Origin of the sequence: Streptomyces sp. NBC_01267 (genome assembly GCF_036241575.1) — a bacterium.
Classification (GTDB): domain Bacteria; phylum Actinomycetota; class Actinomycetes; order Streptomycetales; family Streptomycetaceae; genus Streptomyces.
On sequence record NZ_CP108455.1, the window covers coordinates 7,276,598 to 7,301,854 of the forward strand.

General features: G+C 68.9%; 17 protein-coding genes. 9 read left to right on the forward strand and 8 right to left on the reverse strand.

Annotated features, from left to right (window positions below):
• Nucleotides 1-15 precede the first annotated feature (15 nt).
• Genes OG709_RS32565 through OG709_RS32580 form a run of 4 tightly spaced genes read right to left on the reverse strand, consistent with a single transcriptional unit; the run spans nucleotide 16 to nucleotide 4,434 of the window.
• Entirely contained in the window at nucleotides 16-1,332 is a 1,317-nt protein-coding gene (locus OG709_RS32565) for a Gfo/Idh/MocA family oxidoreductase (RefSeq protein WP_266645683.1), read from the reverse strand.
• Nucleotides 1,329-2,147 (reverse strand): carbohydrate ABC transporter permease, encoded by an 819-nt coding sequence (locus OG709_RS32570; protein ID WP_250303152.1) that lies wholly within the window; start codon nucleotides 2,145-2,147, stop codon nucleotides 1,329-1,331. The genes OG709_RS32565 and OG709_RS32570 overlap by 4 nt, the downstream gene beginning before the upstream one ends.
• A gap of 56 nt (nucleotides 2,148-2,203) precedes the next feature.
• A complete protein-coding gene (locus OG709_RS32575) occupies nucleotides 2,204-3,139 on the reverse strand; it encodes a carbohydrate ABC transporter permease (RefSeq protein WP_250303115.1) in 936 nt (311 codons plus the stop codon).
• On the reverse strand, nucleotides 3,136-4,434 hold the full coding sequence (locus OG709_RS32580; protein WP_329168697.1) for an ABC transporter substrate-binding protein: 1,299 nt from the start codon (nucleotides 4,432-4,434) through the stop codon (nucleotides 3,136-3,138). Before OG709_RS32580 ends, OG709_RS32575 begins: the two co-directional genes overlap by 4 nt.
• A 129-nt stretch (nucleotides 4,435-4,563) precedes the next feature.
• Here OG709_RS32580 and OG709_RS32585 point away from each other — a divergent pair, with 129 nt between their 5' ends.
• Together OG709_RS32585 and OG709_RS32590 are read left to right on the forward strand one after the other, a co-directional pair.
• A complete protein-coding gene (locus tag OG709_RS32585; protein ID WP_250303117.1) occupies nucleotides 4,564-5,754 on the forward strand; it encodes an ROK family protein in 1,191 nt (396 codons plus the stop codon).
• A 246-nt stretch (nucleotides 5,755-6,000) separates the two neighbouring features.
• Nucleotides 6,001-8,250, forward strand: coding sequence for a serine/threonine-protein kinase (locus OG709_RS32590; protein ID WP_329168699.1), 2,250 nt, complete (start codon nucleotides 6,001-6,003; stop codon nucleotides 8,248-8,250).
• A 132-nt stretch (nucleotides 8,251-8,382) separates the two neighbouring features.
• Here OG709_RS32590 and OG709_RS32595 read toward each other — a convergent pair whose 3' ends face one another.
• Nucleotides 8,383-10,557 (reverse strand): alpha-galactosidase, encoded by a 2,175-nt coding sequence (locus OG709_RS32595; RefSeq protein ID WP_329168700.1) that lies wholly within the window; start codon nucleotides 10,555-10,557, stop codon nucleotides 8,383-8,385.
• A gap of 301 nt (nucleotides 10,558-10,858) precedes the next feature.
• Entirely contained in the window at nucleotides 10,859-12,814 is a 1,956-nt protein-coding gene (locus tag OG709_RS32600; RefSeq protein WP_250303120.1) for a hypothetical protein, read from the reverse strand.
• A gap of 216 nt (nucleotides 12,815-13,030) precedes the next feature.
• Here OG709_RS32600 and OG709_RS32605 point away from each other — a divergent pair, with 216 nt between their 5' ends.
• The 7 genes from OG709_RS32605 (at nucleotide 13,031) to OG709_RS32635 (ending at nucleotide 21,678) form a co-directional block, all read left to right on the forward strand.
• Nucleotides 13,031-14,368 carry an ABC transporter substrate-binding protein gene (locus tag OG709_RS32605; protein WP_329168702.1) on the forward strand — a complete coding sequence of 446 codons (1,338 nt, stop codon included), beginning with the start codon at nucleotides 13,031-13,033 and terminating at the stop codon, nucleotides 14,366-14,368.
• Complete coding sequence (locus tag OG709_RS32610; protein ID WP_250303122.1) at nucleotides 14,365-15,294, forward strand: carbohydrate ABC transporter permease; 930 nt, start codon at nucleotides 14,365-14,367, stop codon at nucleotides 15,292-15,294. The genes OG709_RS32605 and OG709_RS32610 overlap by 4 nt, the downstream gene beginning before the upstream one ends.
• Nucleotides 15,291-16,163: a carbohydrate ABC transporter permease gene (locus OG709_RS32615; protein ID WP_250303123.1), complete on the forward strand. Its 873-nt coding sequence runs from the start codon at nucleotides 15,291-15,293 to the stop codon at nucleotides 16,161-16,163. The genes OG709_RS32610 and OG709_RS32615 overlap by 4 nt, the downstream gene beginning before the upstream one ends.
• A gap of 2 nt (nucleotides 16,164-16,165) precedes the next feature.
• Nucleotides 16,166-17,923 carry a glycoside hydrolase family 36 protein gene (locus tag OG709_RS32620; protein WP_329168704.1) on the forward strand — a complete coding sequence of 586 codons (1,758 nt, stop codon included), beginning with the start codon at nucleotides 16,166-16,168 and terminating at the stop codon, nucleotides 17,921-17,923.
• A gap of 22 nt (nucleotides 17,924-17,945) precedes the next feature.
• Nucleotides 17,946-18,986: a LacI family DNA-binding transcriptional regulator gene (locus OG709_RS32625; RefSeq protein WP_329168706.1), complete on the forward strand. Its 1,041-nt coding sequence runs from the start codon at nucleotides 17,946-17,948 to the stop codon at nucleotides 18,984-18,986.
• 932 nt (nucleotides 18,987-19,918) lie between these two features.
• Nucleotides 19,919-21,136, forward strand: a complete 1,218-nt coding sequence (locus OG709_RS32630) for a type III PLP-dependent enzyme (RefSeq protein WP_329169251.1) — start codon at nucleotides 19,919-19,921, stop codon at nucleotides 21,134-21,136.
• Nucleotides 21,133-21,678, forward strand: coding sequence for a GNAT family N-acetyltransferase (locus tag OG709_RS32635; RefSeq protein ID WP_329168708.1), 546 nt, complete (start codon nucleotides 21,133-21,135; stop codon nucleotides 21,676-21,678). Before OG709_RS32630 ends, OG709_RS32635 begins: the two co-directional genes overlap by 4 nt.
• A 362-nt stretch (nucleotides 21,679-22,040) precedes the next feature.
• On the opposite strand, the gene OG709_RS32640 is transcribed toward OG709_RS32635, so the two are convergent.
• Both OG709_RS32640 and OG709_RS32645 read right to left on the reverse strand, forming a co-directional pair.
• Complete coding sequence (locus tag OG709_RS32640) at nucleotides 22,041-23,381, reverse strand: glutamine synthetase family protein (RefSeq protein ID WP_329168710.1); 1,341 nt, start codon at nucleotides 23,379-23,381, stop codon at nucleotides 22,041-22,043.
• A gap of 219 nt (nucleotides 23,382-23,600) precedes the next feature.
• Nucleotides 23,601-24,635, reverse strand: a complete 1,035-nt coding sequence (locus OG709_RS32645) for a 3-oxoacyl-ACP synthase III family protein (RefSeq protein ID WP_329168711.1) — start codon at nucleotides 24,633-24,635, stop codon at nucleotides 23,601-23,603.
• Nucleotides 24,636-25,257: the final 622 nt, after the last annotated feature.

A 25,257-nucleotide genomic window follows, 5' to 3' on the forward strand; every position in this document is an offset into this window, starting at 1 on the left:
CGGGCCGCCGGTGGGTCAGAGCGTGACGACCGTGCCGGTACGCCGGGCCCGCTCGGCCGCGAAGACCAGCCGGTGACCGGCGACCCCGGTGCGGGCGCCGGTCATCAGCGCGGCGGGATCTCCGTCCGCGAGGGCCGCGACGAAGGCGTCGATGAGTGCGCGGTCACCGCCGGCGTGGCCCTCGGTGTTGTTGGAGGCGTCCAGGGACGTGTCGATGACCGTGCGGCGTTCGGTGGTGTGGTCGTAGATCTCGATGAACCTGCCGTCGCCGACGATCTGGCCCCGGGTTCCGAAGAGCGTGGTGCGCCGGTTCTCCTGGGGGGTGAACGCGGAGAGCGTGAAGGCCACCGTGACGCCGCCCTCGTACTCGATCGACACCACCTGGTGGTCGTTCACGTCGTTGTCGCAACTGTAGACGCAGCGGCCGTACGGGCCGGTGGCGAGCGCGTCGGTGACGGCTTCCTCGGTCATCCGCGGGGTGATGGTGGAGGTGAAGTAGTGCTTGGGGCCCGCGCCTTCGCGCAGCCCGGCCCGGTACAGGCGCGCTGCGGAGAAGGGGCAGGTGTTCTCCACGTGCGCCGGGCAGTCCAGACAGCGCTCGGCGGCGCCCTCGGGCCGGTTCGCCGCGGTGAAGTGGCTCAGCGAACCGAAGGAGGACACCCGGCGGGCGGGGGCTCCGACGAGGTCGCCCAGCCAGTCGATGTCGTGGCAGGACTTGGTCAGGAGCAGCGGCCCGGTCTCGTCCTCGCGCCGCCAGTTGCCGCGTACGAAGGAGTGCGCGAAGTGGTAGGAGCCGATGGGTTCGAGATGCTGCACGGAGACCAGGTCCCCGATGGCGCCGGCGCTCAACTCCGCCTTGAGGGCCCGGGTGTAGCGGGTGTAGCGCATGACGTGGCAGAGGCCCAGCAGCACCCCGGCCCGCTCGGCCTCGTCCGCGATGCGTACGCAGTCGTCGTCGCTGACGGCCATGGGCTTTTCGAGCAGGATGTCGTAGCCGCGCGCGATGAACGCGAGGGCGGCGTCGAGGTGTTCGTGGTCGAGGACGGCGATGATGACGGCGTCCGCCAGCCGCGGGCGGGCGGCGAGGTCCTCCCAGGTGTCGTGGACGTGGTCGGCGTCCAGCCCGTGCCGTTCGGCGAAGCGGGCGCGGCGGTGCGGGTCGGGCTCGGCCACGGCGGTGATCCGAACCCGGCCGGGGTCGGCCGCGAGGAGATCGGCGTATCCGGCGCCCCGGCCGCCCGCGCCGGCCACGGCGATGGTGAGCGGCCGGTCCAGGCGCTGGGTGCGGGTGGTGGCGGAAGTGAAGCGCAGAGCTTCGGGCATGGTGGTCATCCCTTGGTGGCTCCCCCGGTGAGGCCCTTGACGAAGTGCTTCTGGAAGGCCAGGTAGAAGCAGAGGATCGGTATGGAGGCGAGGAACATGAAGGCGAACACGGCGCCGTAGTCGGACTGGTGCTCGCCGATCGCGCGGTAGACCCCGACGGTGACGGTGGTGCCGGAGGCCGGGCCGAGAATGATCAGCGGGGAGAGGAAGTCGTTCCAGATCCACGTCCCGAGGAAGATGAGCACGCTCGCGGCGGCGGGTCGCAGCAGCGGGAAGACGACCTGCCAGAAGATGCGAAGACGGCTCGCGCCGTCCAGGGCGGCGGCTTCCTCCAGCTCGATGGGCACGGTCTTGATGAAGCCGGTGAAGACGAAGACGCCGAAGGGGACGTAGTAGCCGGCGTTGATGACGACGACGCCGGGCACGGTGCCCATCAGCCCCAGGGTGCGCAGTACTTCGGTGATCGGCGTCATGATGACGGCGGGCGGCACCATCAGGCCGCAGAGCAGCCCCACCATGACGATCTTGGACAGCGGGCCGGGTGTGCGGGCCAGGTAGTGGCCGAGCATCGCGGAGACGACCGTGAGGACGATCACCGAAATCGCCGTGATCTCGGTGCTGTTGATCAGTCCGTACCAGAAGAGGCGGTCCGGGCGGGTCAGTACGGTGGTGAGGTTGTCCAGGGAAGCGGGGATCGGCAGCGACGCGGGGGAGGCGTTGATGGCATCGCCCGGCTTGAAGACGTTGGCCAGGACCAGATACAGCGGCAGGAAGAACAGGGCGGTGACGAGGACGGCGACGAGCGGTCGCAGCCAGGTGTGCACCGACGGTCCGCCGGTGGCGGCGCGCTTCCGGTGCGCGACGTGGTCGAGTACGGCGGTCACAGGGTCACCTCCCGGCGTTGCAGCACCCGCAGGACGACGACGGAGACGACGGCGATGAGTACCAGCATGGTGAGGGACATGGCGGCCGAGTATCCGGTTCTGTTGTCGGTGAAGGCGGTGGTGATCACGGTGAAGGCGACGGTCGCGGTGGTTCCGTCGCCGGGACCGCCGTTGGTGAGGACCTGCACCTGGTCGTAGGTCTTGAAGGCCGTGATCAGCAGCATGACCGTGTTGATGGTCACCGAGGGGGCGAGCATGGGCCAGGTGATGTGCCGGAACCGCCGTACGGGGCCCGCGCCGTCGAGCTCCGCCGCCTCCATGAGCTCGGCCGGAACCCCTTGCAGCCCGGCCAGGTGGACGACGACGCAGAAGCCGAGCATCTGCCAGCACATGATGAAGGTGACCGTGCCCAGCGCGAGCGAGGGGTCGGACAGCCAGCCGGGCGGGTGCTCCGCGCCGAGGGACCGCAGCACCTTGTTGATGATTCCGTCGTCGGTGAGCAGCGCCTGCCAGATGACGCTGACGACGACGGAGCTGAGGACGACCGGGGTGAAGAAGACCGTACGCAGCATGCGGTAGAGACGGCTGCCGCGGTCGAGCAGCAGGGCGACCCCCAGGCCCACGGCGTTGGGCACGACGACCACGGCGGCGGTGAGCAGGGCGGTGTTGCCCAAGGAGCGGTGGAACGACGGATCGCTCAGCAGCTGCCGGTAGTTGGACAGCCCGACGAAGTGGGTCACGGGGTGCATCGCGTTCTCGTCGGTGAGGCTGGAGACGAAACTCATGACGACGGGGACGAGCACGAACGCCAGGTAGAGGGCGATGCCCGGCAGTGCGAACAGGGAGAAGGTCCCGAGTCGCGGCAGCAGCGTTCCGCGGGGCCGGGTGCGCGCGGTCGCGCTCGCGGGCAGGGCGGTGTCCGTGGCGCTCATCCGGCGTCCTTCGCCCATTCGCCGTCCAGGCGTCGGGCGAGTGCGCCGGCGCTCGTGCGTCCGGCGATCAACTCGGCGGTGCCGGCCCACAACTTGTCCGAGAGGCCCGGCACCAGACCGGTGTCCCCGGTCTCGACGGAGAAGGCATTGACGACGGAGCCGCGCCGCGCGGCGTCCTGGTAGATCTTGACCGTGGCCTTGTACACGGGGCCCATGGTGGTCGGCGGGGTGTATCCCTTGACCGCGATGAGTGAGCCGTCGGACCTGACCGAGGCGTCCAGGTTCTGCTTGTCCAGCATGAAGGCGGCGGACCATTTCTGGGCGAGCTTCACATCGGGGGCCGAGGAACTGACGCTGATGCCACCGCCGGTGTACGCGGGGACGGTGTCGGCGCCGTTGTCGCCGGGCCAGGCGAAGACTCCCACGTCGAAGGGGGGCTTCTTGCTGTCCGCGGAGGCGGCGAACCAGGAGCCCATCGGGTACATGGCGCCCTTGCCGTCGCGGAACGCCTGCTCGGTCGACGCGTAGTCCCGGGACAGGCCGGACCGGTCGATGTATCCGCTCCCGGCCAGCTTCTTCACCTTGTTCAGTGCGGAGGTGAAGGTGGCGTCCGTGAACTTCCGCTTGCCCGCGCGGCGTTCGGCGAGCCAGTGGGGGTCCTTGGCGTAGACGTCGGTGCCGACCGCGGCGATCAGGGGGAAGCCGTCGGCCCAGGTGTCCTTGCCGCCGCCCCCGACGACGAGCGGGTTGACGCCCTTCTTCTTCAACGCGGCGCAGTCGGCCAGGAAGTCCTTGTACGTGGTGGGCGCCGCGGTGATGCCCGCCGCGCGGAAGAGCGTCTTGTTGTAGTAGACGAGGGGCGTGGGCTGGGTGTTGTAGGGCAGTTGGTAGATCTTGCCGCCGATGGGATTGGACTGCGGCGACACGTAGTCGTCGAGCGTGGCGGCGGGCCATGCGGCGAGCTTGCCCGACTGCGCGAGGCCGTCCGGGCTGACGGAGATCATGATGTCCGGCAGCTGTCCGGACGCGGCGAGCTGCTTGACGTAGGTGTTCCGGTCGGCGCTGGGGGCCACCAGCTTCTTGATCTTCACACCGGGAACGGCCTTGGAGGCCCGCGCGATGGCGGCGTCCCAGTAGGCGGCGTCGAGGTTGGGTGTCTCGAAGGTCAGGAACGTCATGGTCTTCGAGCCGTCGGACGCCTGCCCCGCACCGCCGCCCGCCGTACAGCCGGCGGTCAGGAGGGCCAGCGCGGCACACAGGACGACCGTGCGCCTGGCTGAAGTCGTTCTGGGCATAAGGGCTCCTCAAGTACACCAGGGGATAAGAAACTTGCTAATTTAATTCCGCCCGAGGAAGGTGTAGCAGCATCGTGATGACCAGGTCAATGGTCCGGTCCTCGCAGGCAGTTGAGGAAGGATCATGAAGTGGAGAGAGACAAGCCCATGACGCGGACCAGCGGCGATCCCTCGTTGTTGCGCAGAATGAACGCGGCGGCGGCGCTGCGCGAGCTGATGCAGGCGGACCGGCCCCTCACCGTGGCCGAACTCGCGCGGCGCGTCGGCATCACCCGGCCGCCCACCGAGAGCATCGTCGCCGACCTGGTGGCCGGCTCGTGGGCCCAGGAGCAACTTCCGGAACCGGAGGACGTGCGGTCGGCGGGCCGGCCGGCCCGCCGCTACCGTTTCCGGGCGGACGCCGGGCGCGTTCTCGGGATCGACATCGGCGCCCACAAGACGCTCGCTGTCGTGACCGACCTCCGCGGTACCGTCCTCGCCGAACGCCGCACGTCCCTGAGCCCGGAAGAAGGCGCGACCGGGCGCCTCGCGGCCGTCCGGCGCAACGCCGTCCGCTGCCTGAGCGCGGCCGGGAGCAGCAGACAGCGGCTGACCGCGGCGGGCATCGGCACCACCGGGGTGGTCGACGACGAGGGCCGCGTCGCACTCTCGCACGTACTGCCCGAGTGGACAGGACTCGATCTGCGGAGCGCGGTCGGACGCTGGCTCTCCTGCCCCGTCCTGGTCGAGAACGACATGCGGCTCGGCGCGCTGGGGGAGCGCTGGCGCGGCGCCGCCCGCGACGCGGACGACGTGGTGCTCCTGCACGCGGGGCGACGGCTCAGCACCGGACTGCTCCTGGACGGCAGACCCCGGAGGGGCAGCCACGGAGCCGCGGGCGAGATCGGCCACCTCGCGTACCTGAACTGGCTGCACTCCTTCGAGCGCTTCGCCCCCTACGACGACCCGGCCGCGGGTGAGGAGCGTCCGGCCGAGGCCGCGCAGCGCGTGTTCGAAGCGGCACGCGACGGCGACCGGGCCGCCGCGGAACTCGTCGATGCCTTCGCCCGCGAACTCGCCGCCGGTCTCGCGGCGATGGTCCTCGCCATCGACCCCGACATCGTGGTCATCGGAGGCGGCCTGTCCCGCACGGGTGAACTCCTCGCCGGCCCCGTCCGCGGCTACCTGTCGGACCACTGCCTCTTCCCGCCCCGCGTCGCCACCTCCGAACTCGGTGACGAGGCAGTCGCCCTGGGCGCGGTCCGCCACGCCCTGGACCACGTCGAACGATCCCTGCTGGCGGGCGACCTCCCCGCACTCCCTTCCGTCCACCCCGGCTGACGCTGACGCTGACGCCCCGTCCTGCGGCTGAGCCGTCGTCCTCACGGCGGACCGGACCTGGAAAGAGTCCAGGTCCGGTCCGGGTGCGGGGCGACAGGGGAGCAGCGCTGGGCGGAGTGGACGGGGCGGGCCCTGTTCACCACCCGCCTTGCTCTCCCGTATCACCCGGAGGTTAGTTTGTGGGGCAGGATAGGTACGCAGGACCCGCGCCGGCAGAGGAGCACGGGGGACGAGAGGTCGGGAAGAGTGTCGCTGCGCGGAGGTGATCCAGCCGAGATCGGCGGCTATCTGCTTGAGGCGCGGCTCGGCTCGGGCGGCATGGGCACGGTCTTCCTGGGCCGGATGAGTTCGGGGCGACCTGTCGCGATCAAACTGATCCACCAGCAGTTCGCGGCGGACGACGAGTTCCGCATCCGTTTCCGGCAGGAGGTGGCGGCGGCGAGGCGGGTGAGCGGCGCGTTCACCGCCGCTGTGATCGACGCCGCCCCGGAGGCCGATCAGCCGTGGATGGCGACGGCCTACATCGAGGGGCTCACGCTCGCCCAGCGCATCGCCGCCGAGGGCCCGTTGACCGGCGCGGAACTGCGGACGCTCGCCATCGGTCTGACGGAGGCGCTGCGCGACATCCACCGCGTGGGGGTCGTCCACCGTGACCTGAAACCCTCGAACGTCGTGCTCTCGCCCGAGGGCCCGCGCGTCATCGACTTCGGCATTTCGCGCGCGGTGGACCAGCAGACGCTGACGATGACAGGGCGGGTCATCGGTACGCCGCCCTTCATGTCACCGGAGCAGTTGCAGGCGCCGCGTGGTGTGGGGCCGCGCTCCGATGTCTTCTCGCTGGGGACCCTGCTGGTGTACGCGGCGACGGGGCAAGGGCCCTTCGACGCGGACAGCCCGTACATGACGGCGTATCAGGTGGTGCACGAGGAGCCGGCGCTGGACGCCGTGCCGAGGGCTCTGCGCGCGGTCGTCGAGCCGTGCCTGTTGAAGGATCCCGAGGGGCGCCCCTCGGCGGACGAACTCCTCGTACTGCTGCGGGACCTGCCGGTCGACCTCGGCGGGACCGATACGGGCGGGGTCGGAGCCGGCGCGGGCCGCACCCGCGACATGATCACCCAGCATCACCTCGCGACGCGGGACACCCTGTCGCCGATCGCCCCGGACACCGCCCCGGCCGGCCCCGGTACCGGGAACACCGCCACCTCCATCGGCCGCCGTCTGCGCCGCCGGTGGCGTCCCGTGGCCGCGGCCGCGGTCGCGGTGGCAGCGATCGGCGGCGGGGTCGCCGCGGTGACGGCCGAAGGCTTCGGGGGGAACAGCGGCGCCGGCAAGGGCAACAGCGTCGCGGCGCCGAGCGGCGTACTTCCGGCCGGTTTCGAACCGTGGCACAAGACCGTGCTGGGCGGTCGCGAGGACATCCCCGACGAGCTGCGCTGCGTCGCGCGCGGCGACGCGCTGTTCTGCGGGGGCGGCGGCGTCGTGGCGGCCCGTATCAGGGCCTCGGACGGCTCGCGGGTGTGGACGGTGAAGAGTCCGGGCGTCCCCGTCCAGGGCATGCACCTCGTGGGCGCGACCGACGACACGGTGCTCGGTTACCGCTTCGCCTCCCAGGACCACCCGCAGGGCCCCGCCGAAGAGGTGGTGGCCATCGACGCGGACAACGGCCGGGAGCTGTGGTCCGTGCCGTCCGGCGCTCAGTCGCAGGCTGTCACGGGCCGGAGTCAGGACGCCGTGGTGATCGGCTCCACCGTCGTGACGGTCGACGCCTCCAACTCCCGGTTCGAGGCCCGGGACGCGCACAGCGGCAAGGTGGCCTGGACGACGCCGTTCCCCGCGGGCACGCAGTGCGCCCCGGTTCCGGTGGGCGCACAGCTCTTCGCGATGTGCGCGACGGCCACCGAGGTCGATGACCTGGCGGTGCGCCACCCCGCCCTGCACACGCTCGACCGCGCCTCGGGAACACTGGGCGAACCCATCGCGGTCAAGGGGCCCGCCGTACCCATGGGTGTCGCCGACGACGAACTCGTACTCCTCCAGGAACACATGGAGGGAACGGCGACGGTCGGCTACGACGGGGTGGCGCGGTTCGACCCGGCTTCGCGGAAGGTCACGTACTCCCGGCTGTCACAGACCTACGCGGGGACGCCCGGCATGGCAGGCGGCATCGTCTACCTGAGCGGGCAGACCGGTCTCGTCACGGCGCTCGACCCCGCGACCGGCCGGAAGAAGTGGTCGCGGCAGACGGACGTGGAAGGCGCGTCCGGTCCGGTGTCGGGAGGCGGAGCGCTGTACTTCAGCTCGGCCACCGGCCGGGTGGTCGCCCTGTCGCCGCAGGACGGCGAACCCCTGTGGACGACGGATCCGCAGGCCGATGGTCTGACGGGCGAGCAGGGCGCAAGCCCGCGGGTGACTGTCGTGGGGCGTGCGGTGGTCGTGGCCGCGGCCAAGAACTCCCTCTTCGCCTTCGACGCGCAGAAGCCACCACGGTCGGGCTGACCCGGCGACACCGCCGCCGGCCGCCTTCCTCCCGACCGCAGGCCCGATGGACGTGTGCCGCGTCGCTCCCCGCTCCCGGTCGACGCCGCCGTGCGGCGCCGACCTTCGCGTGTGTCATGCGGGGTGCCCCGTTCACCCGACCTGTTCGACGTGGATGACAACGGAGTGCTCGGGGTGCATGACCGGAACCTGAAGCCCGATGTGTGTCAGCGCGGCACCAGGTACCTCGATGCCCTCCTCGGACCACCATGCCGGGGGCGAGAAGCCGCCGGGCGGCGTACCGACGACCAACGGTCGCACGCGGTAGCGGCGCTGGGGATCAAGACCGCTGAGGCGTGCGTGAGGCGGAGCGCCGGTCGTGCACCAGGTGAGTGACACGATCTCGTACAGGGCTTGTGTCCGGTCCTTGGCCACCACCCCGTGACTCCAGATGCCGTGGGCCGGGTCCGGGCCGCGCCACACGGTCCCGGTGTGGAGCAGGTCACGGTGCTTCCGGTGGAGTGCGATCCACCGGGCGAGCACCGCGCGCTCCTCGGGCGTCGTGTCCCCGAGGTCCCACTCGACGCCGAGGTGTCCGAAGAACGCGGTGGCGCCGCGGAAGGAGAGATCGTGGTGCCGGCTCGTCGTGTGCGAGTGCGGTGAGGCGATGTGGGAGCCGAGCAGTTCCGGAGGCAGCAGCTGACCGGTCCAGCGCATGAGCCGCTGCCGCTCCAACGGGTCGCTCACGTCCGATACCCAGACCCGATCGGTCAGTTCGAGGATGCCGAGGTCGATCCGGCCGCCGCCGGCGGCACAGCTCTCGATCTCCAGGGCGGGATGGGCTGCCTTGATCTCGTGGAGCATCCGGTAGAGGGCCGAGGTCTGAGCGTGCTCGCCGGGGACTCCCGCGCGGGGTTGTACACCCGCCTCGACGTGGTCGCGGTTGTGGTCCCATTTGACGAAGGCGACGGGATACTCCGCCAGGATCGCCAGGATCTGTTCGAGCACCGCGTCGTAGCACTCGGGGATGGAGAGGTTCAGGACGTGCTGGGTGCGCTGCTCGACGGGGAGTTCCCGGCGCGCCGCCATGATCCACTCCGGGTGGGCACGGGCCAGGTCGGAGTCCGGATTGACCATCTCCGGTTCCATCCAGATGCCGAACTCCATCCCGTGCTGGTGGACGGCGTCCACCAGCGGGTGCAGTCCGTGCGGCCACACATCCGCGGACACGGTCCAGTCGCCGAGTCCCGCACGTGAGTTGCGGCGCCCGCCGAACCAGCCGTCGTCGAGGACGAACCGTTCGATGCCGATCTCGCCCGCCAGCCGGACGAGTTCGACGAGCCGCTTCTGGTCGTGCTCGAAGTAGACGGCTTCCCAGGTGTTGAGCGTGACGGGCCGGCGCGGTGAGACGTGATGCGGGCGGCTGCGCAGGTAGTCGTGGAAGCGGTGTGCCACGCGGTCGAGGCCGTCTCCGTACGCCGCGTAGATCCACGGACCCAGATACTCCTCGCCGCCTGCGAGCCGCATCTCGCCCGGCAGGAAGAGCTCGCCGCCGCCGAGGAGCCGGATGCCGGTGCTGTCGTGCTCGGCGACATGGCGGTGGTTGCCGCTCCACGCCACATGGACGCCCCAGGTCTCACCGTGTGCGAAGTCGCTGCCGCGCTCGGTGGCGTGGAGGACGTATGCGGAGTCCAGACCGGTGCGGCCCCGGCGGTTCTCCCTCGCATGGGTTCCGATGCCGAACGGTTGGCGCTGGACCTGACGTTCCATGCCCCACCGGCCGGAGAAGTCGAGCAGCTCGACCGCGTGTGCCGGAACCGGCAGGTAGAGGGAGAGTTCCGAGAGTTCGTACTCCTCACCCTCGTTGATGACGCGTCCGCGCATCCGGACCAGACCGGATTCCAGCATCTCGACGACGAGGACGAGCCGGATGAGGCTCTCGGCGTCGAAGGCGGTGATCTCCACGGTTGTCGCGCCGGCCTCGGTGTACCCGGCCGCTTCGACGCCGTCGACTCGGACGGTGGTGACGGCGAAGCGCGGGGACCAGTTGCGTCCCTGACGGGAGCCCAGCAGCCCGGGGCGGCCCATCCAGCCGGTCCACGGCTCGGGGATCAGGGCGGCCGGCCCGGCGTCCAGCTCTCCGGGCAGGCGGCCCTGGGCCGCCCCGGCCAGGCACGTCGAACGTGCCGAGGCCGCGTCGAGCGCACCCAGATCGGCACCCCAGTGACGGACGATCGGCAGCTGCTCGGCTGGGCATTCAAGCAGAAAGGAGCATCCCGCTGAGCGCAAGTGCACTACGACGGGTGTTCCGGAGAGGCGGTCGGTCACGTTTCTCCCTTGTTGCACGGCGGTGCGCGGTTCTTCTCCGGGCGCTGCCGGAGAGTACGACCGTGGACCGCTCCAGCTTGCGGATGTGGTGGGAGACAGCGGGCCGGCTCATGAGCGGCGGCCTCGCTGCCCCGGAGAAGTCACCCGGCTCCATGGCATTCACGCGTGTTTCCCGCTGCATCGGGCGCGCCACGCGTGCGTACACTCCCGCGTGCGTCGAGCTCGGTCTCTTCCCGGGCCTGTTCCGTGGCCGGGGACCTGTCGGCCACCCCGGTGGTGGCCGACGGACGAGGCGGGTTCACTACGCGACTTCGGCGCTGACGCTCTGGTTCGGGGCCACGGAGACCCTGACATAGCTGTAGGTCTTTCCGTTCACCCTCTTGGTATGGGCAGCCCGCTTCTTGCCGTCGATCTTGATCACGGGGTGTTTGCCCGGGAACTGGGCCTCCCACGTGTAACTGTCCGAGCCGGTGTCGTTCGTCAGGGTCGACCTGCTCGCCCTGTCGTGGCGCAGGGTGAACGTGTTGCCGCCGACCTTGATGTCCTTGATCTGCAGCCAGTTCATGCCGGACGGCATGCGGGAGCGGGTGCTGAGGGACTTGGACGGGGCGTCGGGTTCGACGCCCATGAGCCCCTCGACGGTCTGACCGAGCAGCGTGTAGGAGACCTCGGGATAGTCGCCGTTGGGACCCTGCTTGCTGACGGGGTGTTGGTCGTTGCGCTTGTCGTAGACGTACCGCATCCACTTCCACGCGGTGTCGCTGTGCTCGTAGGCGAAGAAGGTGTCGGGGAGGTAGGAGATCGCCTCGATGTTGTCGGGCTTCCCCTCGCCGCTCGCCTGTTGGTCGATGTAGTCGAGGTAGGCGTCGGTGCGCGCACCCGGTTCCATGATCTGCTTCATCGGCATGAACCAGCTGTTCTCCTTGCCCCAGCCCGTGACCGGCTCCCCGTCCGTGGTGTAGGCGCGGATCATGGATTCCCCGGAACCAGTGCCGCTCCAGGTGGAGTTGAAGTACGACTTGAGCTTGTCGGCCTTCTTCCGGAACTCCTCGGCCAGGCTGCCGTCACCCTTGCTCCGGGCCAGCGCGGACATCGCCCGGAACGCCTGGTACTGGGCGCCGATGGCGTCGCCCGCTTCGGCGAGCGGTTCGTCGCCGGCTTCGTTGTAGCTGGCAGCTCCGGCGAATATGCCCTTGCCCGTGCCCTCCGCGACGCCGTTGGGCCTGCCGCCGTCGTGGAGTTCGATGAACTCCTTCGTCGCGTGGCGGTAGAAGTCCCAGAGGATGTCGTCGTCGACGTATGCGCTGTCGCCGCTCCACCGGTACGCCTCGTTCGCCTTTTCGACCAGTTCGAAGGTGGCCGGCACTTCGCGGACGAAGGACGTGGGGCTGTGATAGTCGATGGACAGCTTGGTCTTGTTGTCGAAATTGAAGGACCAGGCCGGGTAGTAGCCGTGTTCCTCGGTCGCGGACGCGGCGAACGCGCTGAGCATGGCCTTGTTCGCGTCGTGCAGGCCGAGGACCGAGGCGCCGCTGAGCTGGTGGGCCATGTCGCGTGAGTAGTAGCCGCTGCGATGGGCGTAGCCCGCCCAGTAGGAGGGGCCGTAGGTGCCCGTACCGGTTCCGGCGCTGTTGTTCTCGTCGACGTTGAGCGGCCCGTTCGTGCCGGGCTGCTGTACCCAGCTGTTGGCCTTGCGCTTCGCCCAGTTGAACATCTCGACGATCTCTGGATCGGAGGACGAGACCACGGGGTCGACAGGTGCGGAGGGCGAGACCATGAGGTCGTCGGCGTTGATCCATCCGTTGCCCGACCCGAAGGCGAGCTCCAGCTCGTCGCCGCGCTTCAGGGAGATCCGGCTGAGGGTGTAGCGGGCGTAGGTGGGCCGCTCGGGCAGGACCACCGAGGCGGCTGTGCTGCCGTTGACGCGTGCGAAGAACGTTCCGGCGGTGCCACCGGTGGCGATCCAGGCGGAGAAGTCGTACGTCCCGTCACCGGGCACCTTGATCTTCTGCGAGACCTGCTTTCCGTGTCCCGCGTCGAGGTAAGCCAGCTTCGAGCCACCGTGAGGCTTGTTCGAGGCCACTCCGGCGCCGGATGTGAGGGTCCAGCCGTCGGTTCCCTCCTCGAAGCCGGGGTTCTCGATGGTGAGGGGTGCGGGAGCTGCCGTGGCGGGTTCCGCGAGGAGCAGGGGCGTCAGCGGGGCGAGGACGGCCAGCGCGGCGATGGTCGCGAGGCGTGTGGGGCGGGTGCGTCTCATGGCGGACTCACTCCAGAGCGGTGGAGGACGGATGCCTGGAAGCTAGCCCTCCAACCCACCCGCTTTCAAGCGCCGTACAGACATTGAAAGAAAACCAAGCAGAAAAATTTCATAGATGTCTTGCAAGCGTATGTGGCGCATGGCTAACTTCCCTACGTCGGCCGCTCTTCTGTCGTGAGGAGTGGGTGTTCGAGCCGCATACAGAGGTGGTCGCGCATGAACGTGAGTCGTCGCAGAGTGATGGGGCTTGGCGGGGCTCTCGCCGCGAGTGCCGGGTTGGGCGGGCTGACCGGTTGCTCGTCCGGCGCGAGGTCCGGCTCGGCCGGGAACCCCGCGAAAGGTGACATCACGGTATGGAGCTGGGCAGGGCCGGCCGCTGAGATGCGGGCGCTGGTGCCGAAGTTCAACAAGCTGTACCCGGGCATCGAGGTCACGGTCCAGGACATCGGCAATCCGGCCATCTGGGACAAGATCACTACCTCGATGGCGGCGAACGGCGCTGGGCTCGCGGACGTCCTGCACATCGGCGTCGACTACCTTCCCGCGTACACGGACCGATTCCCCGGGCAGCTCGCGGACCTCAGCCGACTCGGCGCCGGGAAGTACCGGACAGCCTTCGCCGACGGTCTGTGGGGGACGGTCTCACGGGATGGCTCGCGCGTTGACGCCCTGCCCTGGGAGGCCAATTCGGGAGGCTTCTACTACCGTGCCGACGTCTTCGAGGACGCCGGTGTGGACGCGGACGCGCTCGACACCTGGGACGACGTCGTCGAGGCGGGCTTGAAGATCAAGAAGAAGACCGGCAAGTACCTGCTCGGTATCGACAAGCCCGCCTCTCAACAGGACTCGGCGAACCTCTTCCAACTGCTGCTCCAGTTGCAGGGCACCATGTACTTCAATCTCGACGGCGACATCATGGTCAGCTCGCCCGAAGCCGTCAGAGCCATGACGCTCATCAAGAAGATGAACGATGCCGGCTTGGTGAACGACATCTCCGGTGGGTGGAACGCCCTGATCACCTCGATCAAGAGTGGCACTGCTGCGGTACTGCCCTGGCCGACCTGGTTCGGCGGTGTCATCGAGGACAGCGTTCCGGACCAGGCCGGGCTCTGGCGTGTGCGCCTTCCGCCGGCTGTTCGGCGCGGCGGCACCAACGCCGCCACCGTGAACTCCACCCACCTCGCCATCTCGGGCACCAGCCACCATCAGGCCGCGGCCTGGAAGTTCGTCGAGTTCGTCCTCACCCGTCCGCAGTCCCAGGTCCAGATCTACAAGGCCAAGGGCATCGCGCCGGCCCTGATGGGGGCGTACGAGGACCCCGTCTTCCATCAACCGTCGAAATTCTTCAGCGGTCAGCACAAGGGCGAGGTCTTCCTCAAGGCCCTCAATGCCGACTCCCCGGCCTTCAACTACACGTCCGACTACGCGCGGGCGCTCAAGGCGGTCACCGACGCACAGACCAGGGTTCTGCTCCGAGGGGCCGACCCGGCCACCGAACTGCGCGGAGCCGCCGACCAGCTCGCCGCGCAGACCGCACGCAAGGTGGCCCGATGACCACGACCGTCACCAAGACACGTCCCGCGCCGGCACCGCAGGGAAAGGGGCCGAGGCCACGGTCGCGTCTGACCGCGCGCCGTCTCGCGCCGTACGCCTTCGTGTTTCCCGCCGCGCTTCTGTTCGCCGTGTTCAAGCTCTACCCCATCGGCTGGTCCTTCGTCCTCAGCCTCTTCAAGTCGGTCGACGGGGTCGACACCTATGTCGGCTTCGACAACTACGGGCGCCTGTTCCGCGATCCGCTCTTCTGGACCGCCCTGAAGAACACAGGAACCATCCTGTTGATCCAGGTGCCGGTGATGCTTGCCCTCTCCACCGGCCTGGCCGTCGCACTCAACTCCGCCTTCCTGCGGGCGCGTGCGATCTTCCGTCTCGGATTCTTCCTGCCGATGGTCACCGGCCTCGTCGCCTACGGGGTCATCTTCTCCGTACTTCTCAACCAGCAGTACGGGCTGGTCAATTGGCTGCTGTCGAACGTCGGCATAGGCGAGGTTCCATGGCTCACCGACCCGCTGTGGGCGCAGATCTCCCTCGGCCTGGTACTGACCTGGCACTACACCGGCTACAACGCGGTCATTCTGCTCGCGAGACTGCAGACGATCCCGGGTGAGCTCTACGATGCCGCCTCGGTCGACGGCGCGGGTGCGTGGAAGTCCTTCCGTCACGTGACGCTCCCGGGGCTGAGGCCGGCGATCCTGCTGACCACGGTGCTCTCCACCATCGGCACCCTGCAGATCTTCGACGAGCCGTTCATCCTGACCGGAGGCGGTCCGGACAACGCCACGCTCACCATCGGCGTGTACCTGTACCAGAATGCCTTCACCTACTTCGACTTCGGCTACGCCTCGGCCATCGCCTACGTGCTCGCCGTGCTCATCGGAGTGCTCGGCCTGATCCAGTTCCGGGTCCTGGGAGACAAGTCATGAAGCAACCCTCCAGTGGTGCCGTCCTGCCCTTGAGGGCCCGTGCCCGGCGCCGTTCCGCAGGCAACAGCATCCTGCTCACTTCGGGGCTCGCGATAGCCCTTGCCGCCGTGCTCATTCCCTTCTACTGGCTCGTCATCGCCAGCACCCACAGCTCCGCCGAGATCTTCGGCTCGCCGCCACCGCTGGTGCCCGGTGACCACTTGGGTGAGAACCTCTCCAGCCTCCAGGAGACGGCATCCTTCGGGCAGGTCGTGCTCAACTCTCTGCTCATCGCGGTCATCTACACCGTCTGTGCGGGCCTCGTGTGCACCTTGGCCGGTTACGCCTTCGCCAAGTACCGCTTCAAGGGCAGCAACTGGATGTTCGGTCTGCTGATGCTGGGACTGGTCATCCCCAGTCAGGTCACCCTGGTCCCGCTGTTCAAGATGATGGCGGAGTGGGAGTGGCTCAACACCTACCAGGCCGTGATCATGCCCAACCTGGCACTGCCCTTCGGGATCTTCCTGATGCGCCAGTCGATGGCCGCTCTCCCCGACGAACTCCTCGACTCGGGACGAATGGACGGCTGCGGAGAGTTCCGGCTCTTCCTGCGGGTCGTCCTGCCGCCCATGAAGCCATCCCTGGCCGCCCTGGCCATCTTCCTCTTCCTCTTCCAGTGGAACGACTTCATCTGGCCGCTGATCGTCCTCCGCGACAACGCCTCCTTCACGATCCCCGTCGCACTCTCCGCGCTGCAGGGAGTGAACGACACCGACTACGGCGCCATCCTCACCGGAACCGCCATCGCCGCCATCCCCATGGCACTCGTCTTCCTGGCCCTTCAACGCCACTTCGTCTCCGGCCTGCTCGCCGGAGCCGTCAAGGAGTGAATGTGAGCACCCTGTCCTCCGAGGCCGTCACCACAGCCGAACTGGCCCCGGCCCCCTTCGTGCCGCTGCTCGACACGGTGGAGATGGCGGTTGTCGCCGACGGCGCGGAACCCGCCTGGACCCTGTCCGAGGTCCCCGGCGGCCTGCGCATGCTGCAGATCGAAGCCCCTGACACCGCGGTCGAGGTACGGCTGTCGGTCCCTCTCGGTGACACCGCCGGATACTGGCACCCCAAGGCCAACTGGAGCCGCACCCTGGTCGCCGACTGGGAAGGACGGTCCAAGGTCAGCCTCATCGACGGGCTGGCCGCCGGGTGCCTCTACGACTACACCGGCGCCACCCTCCTCACCTTCGCCGCCGCCGATCCGGTGCCGGACGTCGCGCTGCGCTTCGGAGTGTCCGAGGAGAACGACACCCACGTGGTGCACCTCCAGCTTCCGCCTTCCGCCGCACCGCACCGCTTCCTCTTCGTGCCCCGCAGCCCGTCGGTGGCATCGGCCATGAGCGTGCTGCGCGATTGGTACACGACGGAGATGCCGGCGCCCCTGCCCGTTCCGGAGGCGGCCCGGCTGCCCTTGTACTGCACCTGGTACGCCTTCAACCAGCAGATCGACGCGGCCCAGGTCGAGCGGCAGGCCGAACTCGCCGTGGACATGGGCTTCGGCACACTGATCGTGGACGACGGCTGGCAGCGTTTCGGCACCGGCCGCGGCTATGCGGGAGCGGGGGACTGGACCCCGGACACCGACACGTTCCCCGACTTCGCCGGCCATGTCGCACGCGTACGCCGCAGTGGACTGCGCTACATGATCTGGGTCGCACCCCTGCTCCTGGGCCCCCAGGCGGAGTGCCACGAGACATGGGCCCCGTTCGCCCCCGCCGACTCCGGTGTGCCCGGAGCCCATGTCCTCGATCCCCGCCACCCGGAAGTGCGTACCCACGTCGTCCGCACATGCCTGCGTCTGGTGCGTGACTACGGCCTGGACGGCCTCAAGGTCGACTTCCTGAACGAGGCCATGGTCTACGCCGGCGATGGGCGCGGTGACGTCGGGCAGGCCCTGCTGCTCCTGCTCACCGAACTGCGCGACGCGCTGCTCACCGAACGCACCGACCTGCTGCTGGAGTTGCGCCAGCCCTACGTCGGCCCCGGCATGGCGGCTTTCGGCAACATGCTCAGGTCCTTCGACTGCCCGGCCGACTCCACGGCCAACCGCGTCCGCACGATCGACACCTCCCTGCTGGCCGTAGGAGGTGTCGTCCACTCCGACCCTCTGATGTGGGACACCTCCGGCCCGGTCGAGGCGGCTGCGCGGCAGCTCATCGGCGCCTTGCACGCGGTGCCGCAGGTCTCCGTCCGCCTCGACGCACTCAGCGCGGAGCAGGCTGACGCGGTCCGCTTCTGGCTGGGCCAATGGCGCCGACTGCGCCCCCAGTTGCTCGACGGGACAGTCGAACCCGGGCGTCCCGACGGCCTCTACACGCTGGTCCGGTCGGAGTCCGACGGCGTGATCGTGCTGTCCGTGCACGACGAACGTGCCGTTTCCGTGCTGCCCGCCACCCACCGGGAAACAGTCCTGGTCAACGCCACGGCCGCGAACCGTGTAGTCGTCGATGTGCAGGACACGGGAGCACAGGTGGAGGTCGATGTCCGCGGTCCGGACGGACGTATCATCGAGCGGACCCAGATGTCGCTCGTACCCGGCCTGCACAGCATTCCGGTCCCGACGATGGGTCTGGCTCTGCTGACGAAGACCTCGTGACCTGTCACGGGAGAGGGAGAGAATGAAGGTCGGCATCGTTGAGATCGCGGCCCGTGCGGGAGTGAGCGAGGCGACAGTCAGCCGGGTCATCAACCGTCGCCAGGGAGTGGCGAAGAAAACCAGGGACGCGGTCGAGGCGGCCATGACGGAACTCGGCTACGAGCGCGTGGTGGAGGGACAGCTCGTCGCAGTGATCACCGAGCATGTCTCCAACCCCTTCTTCGCCGATCTCGCCGAGCGCATCGAGGCGTTCCTCGCGCCCCACGGCCTCAAGACGGTGCTCTGCCCCGCCTTTCCCGGTGGCGTCCAGGAACGGGACTTCATCGCGTCGATCATCGACAAAGGCATCGCCGCGGTGGTGTACCTCTCCTCCTCCAACACGGTGGAAGGCGCCGACACCGAGGCGTACGGGATGCTGCGCGCCAGGCGCATCCCTTACCTCGGTATCAACGGGGGGTTCGCCGACAAGGTGCCGGCCCCCGTCTACTCCACCGATGACGCCCTGGCCGCCGAGCTGGCCGTCGATCATCTGTACCGGCTCGGCCACCGTGCCATCGGCATGGCCTCCGGTCCGCTGGGCAACCACCCGGCCGACCGGAGAGTGCGGGGGTTCCTCGATGCGATGGAGCAGCGGGGGAGCAAGGATGCCGAAAGCTGGGTGATGCGGCAGTCCTACTCGGTCGAGGGCGGTCAGGCGGCAGCACAGGCGCTGCTTCAACTCGGTGCCACCGCCATCGTCGCCGCCAGTGACTACATGGCGTTGGGCGCGATCCGGGGGATTCGCCGTCAGGGGTACACGGTGCCCCACGACGTCTCCGTCGTCGGATACGACGGCTCCATGATCACCGAATTCGTCGACCCTCCGCTGACGACCGTTCGCCAGCCGGGTGAACGACTCGCTCTCGAGGTCGGCCGGAGCGTCCTGTCGCTGGTCAGCGGTCGCGACGTACCCACCGGCGAACTCCTCTTCGACCCTGAACTGGTCATCCGGAGCACGACCGGGCCGCCGCCGCACGGTACAGCGGTCGGCCGGAGTCGTGAGGAAACGCTGCGCGGAACGTGAGTCCCTTGCGGCGCCTGATCGCCGGCTCGGCCCTCGACCCCGTGCCGTGACCGGCCGGCTGTGTGCGCTCGCGCGGCTTCGCTCGGCGCCGGCGTCGTCGTCACGCCGGGACGGGTGCAAGCCGTTCATGAACAGCCGCCGACCCCCCTGGCGGGTCGAACAGCAACTGCACCCGGCCGTCGTGCACGGCCAAGGACCGCCGCCGATCGTGCTCGCCGCCGGGCGGCGGGGCGATGGGCTCGCTCGACCAGGACGAGCTGCACGCTGTCGGAAGTGGCCGCGATTGCGTGAGTGATGCGTGAGTGGACTGAACGGCACTTGTTGGACCGGGTGTCACGGCGTCGAGGGTCAATAGGCGTAGGTCTCGGGTTCGAATCCCGAAGGAGGCTCGGATCAGCCCCAGGACTCACTTGCCGTGACCTGGGGCTCTTCCATGCCCTTTACCCGAGCGGGTATGCGGCGGCCGAGGTCTGTGCCCTGGGTGGCCGCGGCCTCCTGCCCCCGCCGTCCATGCCCTGGCAAGTTGGTCTAAGCCGAGGTCCTGGCCCGACCTTCGGCCGCCGTCAGCGAAGCCCCCGATGGTCGAAGCCAGATCACCCGCTCCTTCTGGGGCAGGTCCTCGCCTCGCTACGGGTGCGCTCTTCGAGGATCACGGTCTGGCACTCGTCGGCCGTACAGGGTGCACAGCAGACGAAGGCGCCATAACCGCACAGAGTGTGGCGAAGAGGAAATCCATGTCCGATGTCATAACCAAGCTTTGTACTGCCTCGTTCATCTCTCGGGTGCCGGGAAGTCCTTGGCATCGATCATCAAGTTGGATGGGGAGTTCACACGTGAGGCCTCAGGCCACCGACATATGTCAGATCGCCGAACAGCGCCGGACGGCCGACCGTGGCAGAACCGGCCACCGCACCCTGACCGCGTCGGCCACCGTGCACGCGTCCACCGCGCCATTCTTCGGCCGGCACGACCATTCCGCCCTGCGTGACGCGCTCGCCGCCGCCGCCGAGGACGCCATCATCTACGACCTGGACGGCATCGGTCGCCAGTACGCAGCCCTGTGCGCCGAACTGCCGGGTGCTGCTATTCGGTTCGCGATGAAAGCATGCCCGGTGGACGAGGTGCTCGACCATCTCGCCCGGCTCGGTTCCGGCTTCGACGCGGCCAGCCCGCAGGAGATCGCCCAGGCGCTGCGCACCGGGGTAGCCCCCGAACTGATCCACTACGGCAACACCGTCAAGTCCGACCGCAACATCGCCGAGGCCTATCGGCTGGGCGTGCGTGACTTTGCCACTGACAGCCGGGAGGACGTCGCCGCGATCGCCGAACACGCGCCCGGCTCACGGGTGTTCTGTCGGATCGCGACCACCGGCGATGGTGCGCTGTGGGGCCTGAGCCACAAGTTCGGCTGCTCGCCCGAGGATGCCCTGCGGGTGCTCGGTGCCGCCCGGGCCGCCGGGCTGGTGCCCTCCGGCCTGTCGGTACATGTCGGCTCCCAGCAGATGACAGCCGAAGCATGGGGCGAGGCGATCGAGACGCTGGCCGCTCTGCTGGAGACACTCAACTGGCACGGCATCGTTCCGGACCGGATCAACCTCGGTGGTGGTCTGCCCGCGCTCAGCGTCCTCGACCGGCGTGGCCGGCCGCTGGAACCGCCGCTGGACAAGATGCTCACGGTGATCCGCGAAGGTGTGGAACGGCTGCGCGCCGTCAACGCCGCCCCGCTGGACTTCCTGCTGGAGCCCGGCCGCCACCTCGTCGCTGACCACGGTGCGATCCGTGCCCACGTCGCCCGGCTCACCTCCCGCCATCGGCTCGACGGCATCCGTGAGAACTGGCTCTACCTCAGCTGCGGAAAGTTCAACGGGCTCTACGAGATGGACCAGTTGCAGTACCGGCTGGAGTTTCCCACCCGCCCCGGGGGGCAGTTCGTCAACGCCGTGGTTGCCGGCCCGACCTGCGACAGCGACGACGCGTACGCGCAGGACGGCATGGTGCGGGTTCCGCGCACGATCGTCTCCGGCGACCCGGTCTGGGTCCACTCCTGCGGTGCGTACGCCGCCGCCTACACCACCCAGGGATTCAACGGCTTCGCACCGCTGCCGTACACCTGCATCGGTGGCCCGGCTCCGGACGGAGGCGGCACATGACCGGCACCCGGCTCCGGTTGCTCCGGGAGGAGGACTGGGATGAGGTGGTCGTGCTGGAGGAACGCGCCTACGCGGCGAGCGGCCTGTCCGAGGGAGAGGCAGCACTGCGCTCCCGGCACCGTGCCTCGCCCTCGACCTGTTTCGTGCTGGAGGACGCGGGCGGCTTCGGCGGCTACCTGCTCGCACTGCCGTACCCACTCTTCCGCTGCCCGGACCTGAGCCTGGCCGAGGAACGCGCGGCACAGGGGAGCAACCTGCACCTCCACGACCTGGTGATCGCCGAGCGGGCACGTGGTCGGGGCTTGGCCGGCCTGATGCAACAGCACCTGGAGGAGACGGGGCGTGCGGCCCGGTACCGGACGCTCTCTCTGGTAGCCGTGCACGGCTCACAGGTGCTGTGGACCACGCTGGGCTACCGCGCCCGGCCCGAGATCGGGTTGCCCGCGAGCTACGGTGCCGAGGCGGTCTACATGGCGAAGCCGCTGGAACACGCTGTCACCGATCCGGCTCTCGAGTCCTCATCCGGAGCCGAAGTAGGCTGATGCGGATGCTCCCCGTCCCCGATGTGTTCCGCCGCTCCCAACTGGCCATCGGGCACTGTCCTTCATGCTCGGATTCCAGTACACCACCTCGGCTCCCGGTTACTCCCCGCACAGGTGCACCGTGGGAGCCAGGTGCGCCGGGCCATCTGTCGGGCTGACACGGGACTGAGTGCGTGGCAGACACCCGGCGCAATGCCTGCGGACTGGTTGGCCGGCTCACTGCCAGGGGGGAGTCCCCTGGCAGCGAGCCGAGCGCACGAGTTGTCGGACACCGAGCGGGCCTCGTTGTCCACCACGCGCGACGAGCGACCACCGTCGCGGTGATCAGCGCCCGCGAGCTGGAGAGCGACAATGATGCCCCGTCAGTACCTCCAACGGACAGCCTCGATGACCTCCGCATCCGTGTGCGTCGCGAACAGCTCTGCCTCCGCCCGCCGGACGGACAGCACGGCCTCGTACAGTTCGGGGCCGAGTGCCTGCCGCAGCAGTGCGGACTTCTCGTACGCGTCGGTCGTCTCCGACAGGCTCGCAGGGAGGCGCTCGGCGCTGCCGAGAGCGGCGGGGTCGCTCCGGGTCTCGGGAGGCAGGGGCAGGCCGGCGTCGAGACCGGCGAGTCCGGCGGCCAGCACGCCACCGATCTCCAGGTAGGGGTTGGCGGCGGCGTCGAAGCACTTGAACTCGGCGTTGGCCTGCCCGGCGGTGGAGCCGGCGATCAGGCGCAGCGCTGCCTCACGGTTCTCCAGGCCCCAGCATCGGTAAGCTCCAGCAAAGCGGGAGGGGACCAGACGCAGGTAGGAGGCGGCGCTGGGCGCGCCGAGAGCGAGCAGGGCGGGCAACTCGGCCAGTACGCCCGCGAGGAACTGCTCGGCGTCGGGGTGCAGTCCGTGACGGCCGGGGCCGCCGTGTCCGAGGTTCTGGCCCTGTCGCCAGAGGCTGAGGTGCAGGTGACCGCCGTTGCCGAGCGAGCCCTCGGTGAAGACGGGCGAGTACGAGACCCGCAGGCCGTGCCGGGCGGAGACGGCCCGGATGGTGTGGCGTACCAGCATCGTGGTGTCGGCCGCCTCGACCGGCCCCTCGGCGGCGACCGAGACCTCGAACTGCCCGGCGGCGTACTCGGGGTGGAGCTGCAGCACGGCCAACCCCTGCTTGGTGAGGGCGCGCAGCACATCCCGAAGGTAGTCGGAGTGCTCGATGAAGCGGGTCATCCCGAACCCGGGCCCGGCTGTTGCGGGGTCTCCGGCGGCGTCTGCCACCACCCACTCGATCTCGATCCCGGCTCGCACCGAGAGCCCGCGCCGCTCGACCGCCTCGGTGACCCGGCGGGCGAAGCCACGCTGGCAGCCGGGATGCGGGGTGCCGTCCTGGGCATAGCGGTCGGCCGGAGCCCAGGCCCAACCGGGCTGTGCGGCGAGCGGGGTGAGCCTGTCGAGGTCGGGGACGAGCCGCAGGTCGCCCATCGGGCCGGTACTCGAAGGTGCGGTGGTGAAGGAGTCGTCCACCAGGGAGACGTCGAAGCACGGTACGGCGCCGACACCGTACCCGGCGGCGTGTTCGAGTTGGGTGAGCGGGACGGACTTCACCCGGGTGAGCCCGGCGTTGTCGACCCAGCCGAACACTACCCCGTCGATTCCGTCGGCAGTGAGCTGAGCTTCGGTCGCCCGGGCCTGGGCGACCCGTTCGGCCCGGGAGTGTGTGGTGGTCATGCCGCCCATGCTGGTGCTCGCGGCAGCGGGTGCGTCAGGAATCACCGGGAGTTCACCCGTCCGTGAACGGACGGAGCAGAGACGCGACATGGGACGGGCAACGACCGCGAAACATGATGCGTTTCCTGTGCCCGGGTGTTCGCATTCCGGAGGCTCGCCTCGTCCGGGATCGACGGGGTTCGACAACCCACCTGGGTGCCTATCAGTTCTGTGGATCGGTCAGGCGTGCCGGAGGCAGAGGGTTCCCCACTGGAAGCCTGCGCCGATTCCGGACAGTACGTAGGTGTCTCCCGGGAGCAGGGAGCCCTCGGCGATGGTGGTGTGCAGTGCGGTGAACAGGCCGGCCGATCCGGTGTTGCCCAGTCGGTCGATGGTGATGGGTGCACGCTCACGGGGAACGCCCAGGGCGGCCATGGTCTCCGTGAGGATGTTCAAGTTGGCCTGGTGCAGGAAGAAGTGCCGGACCTGGTCGACCGGCACACCGGCGCGGTGGGTGGCGCTCATGATGCTCTCGGGCAGGCGTGTGGTTGCAGCGTTCCAGACGGCGCGGCCGTCCATGGACAGGTAGTGGTCTCCGGCGGCGACGGTGGCGGTGCTGGCGGGCAGCCGGGAGCCTCCCGCGGGGATCTGGACGTCGTAGGAGAGCTGGGAGCCCAGGTTGTAGGAGAGCAGGCCTGCTCCAGGGGTGTCGGCACGGGTGAGGACGACGGCTGCTGCGGCGTCCCCGAAGAAGACACCTGTGGTGCGGTCGGTGGGATCGGTGATCCTGGAAGCGCAGTCGGCCGCGAGGAGCAGGATGGTGGTGATGGAGGGGTTCTGCAGGAGGTGGGCGGCGATCAGCATGGCCTGGATGCCGGAGGCGCAGGCGGCTTGGGTGACGTCCAAGGACAGAGCGCGGTGGGCACCGAGGGCGTCTTTCACGATCAGCGCGGTCGACACGAGCGGCTGGTCCCAGGTATAGGTGGCGACGATGACCGCGTCCAGACGCGCGGGCTCGATGCCGGCTGCGTCCAGGGCCGGTTGGGCGGCGGCGACGCACATGTCGGAGGTCGCCAGACGCGGGGCCAGACGGCGGCGTTCGCGGATACCGGTGCGGCTGGTGATCCATTCGTCGCTGGTGTCCAGGGTGCGGGTGAGCTCCTGATTGGTGACGACCGTCGGCGGCAGGTGCATCCCGGTTCCGGCGATGGCGAACGGCACGGACAGGCCGGTACCGGTCTGGTGGAACAGGGTCTGGTCCAGGGCGACGGTCACTCCGCGGCGCTCCGCTCGGGCGCGTTCGGTGTTCCTCGAAGAATTTCCATTTTCCGTCCTCGATATCGGTTTGCGAATGCCCGGCACCGCCAGGTCCGTCGCATTGCAATGCCGCCGCAGCATCTCACGGGACACGGATCTGAAGTTCGCTCTTTAATCATTAAGAGTGAGGAAAGATTTAACTGATTGACATCGCATTGTTGGAAAGTCCTTTCTGTGCTTCGAGTGGGTGGGGGGCGAATGCTGAGGGTGATCGGTTTTCGAATACCTGCGCGGAGGGCCGATGCGACGGGATGGACGGGACGGACGAGTCGCGGATTCCCTGCTGTGCTGGTGGCGGGGGCGGGCGGAGGGCTGGCCGGGGCGGAGTTGCTGGTCGCGACCGCGGCCAGGCGTCGGCCGGATCTGGTGGCCGGTCTCGTGCTGCTCGATCCGCCCCCCCCGAGGTTGTCGCCTTCGCGCCGCGCAGCCGGCAGCTCGCGCGGATGCGTCGCGGCTTCCTGTTGTCGGCGGTGCGGTAGTTGTTCGGCGCCCATCGCGGCCCCGGGAGCCGGGCCGGGCTGCGCCGCAGCGTCGGTCTTCGCCGAGCTGTCGCCGTCCGGGTCGGCGAGAGTCGGCTGGG

Coding starts and splice junctions, on each gene's coding strand:
- OG709_RS32565 (WP_266645683.1), bottom strand. CDS start 1,332: ATGACCACCATGCCCGAAGCTCTGCGCTTCACTTCCGCCACCACCCGC.
- OG709_RS32575 (WP_250303115.1), bottom strand. CDS start 3,139: ATGAGCGCCACGGACACCGCCCTGCCCGCGAGCGCGACCGCGCGCACC.
- OG709_RS32580 (WP_329168697.1), bottom strand. CDS start 4,434: ATGCCCAGAACGACTTCAGCCAGGCGCACGGTCGTCCTGTGTGCCGCG.
- OG709_RS32600 (WP_250303120.1), bottom strand. CDS start 12,814: ATGAGACGCACCCGCCCCACACGCCTCGCGACCATCGCCGCGCTGGCC.
- OG709_RS32605 (WP_329168702.1), top strand. CDS start 13,031: ATGAACGTGAGTCGTCGCAGAGTGATGGGGCTTGGCGGGGCTCTCGCC.
- OG709_RS32610 (WP_250303122.1), top strand. CDS start 14,365: ATGACCACGACCGTCACCAAGACACGTCCCGCGCCGGCACCGCAGGGA.
- OG709_RS32615 (WP_250303123.1), top strand. CDS start 15,291: ATGAAGCAACCCTCCAGTGGTGCCGTCCTGCCCTTGAGGGCCCGTGCC.
- OG709_RS32625 (WP_329168706.1), top strand. CDS start 17,946: ATGAAGGTCGGCATCGTTGAGATCGCGGCCCGTGCGGGAGTGAGCGAG.
- OG709_RS32635 (WP_329168708.1), top strand. CDS start 21,133: ATGACCGGCACCCGGCTCCGGTTGCTCCGGGAGGAGGACTGGGATGAG.
- OG709_RS32640 (WP_329168710.1), bottom strand. CDS start 23,381: ATGACCACCACACACTCCCGGGCCGAACGGGTCGCCCAGGCCCGGGCG.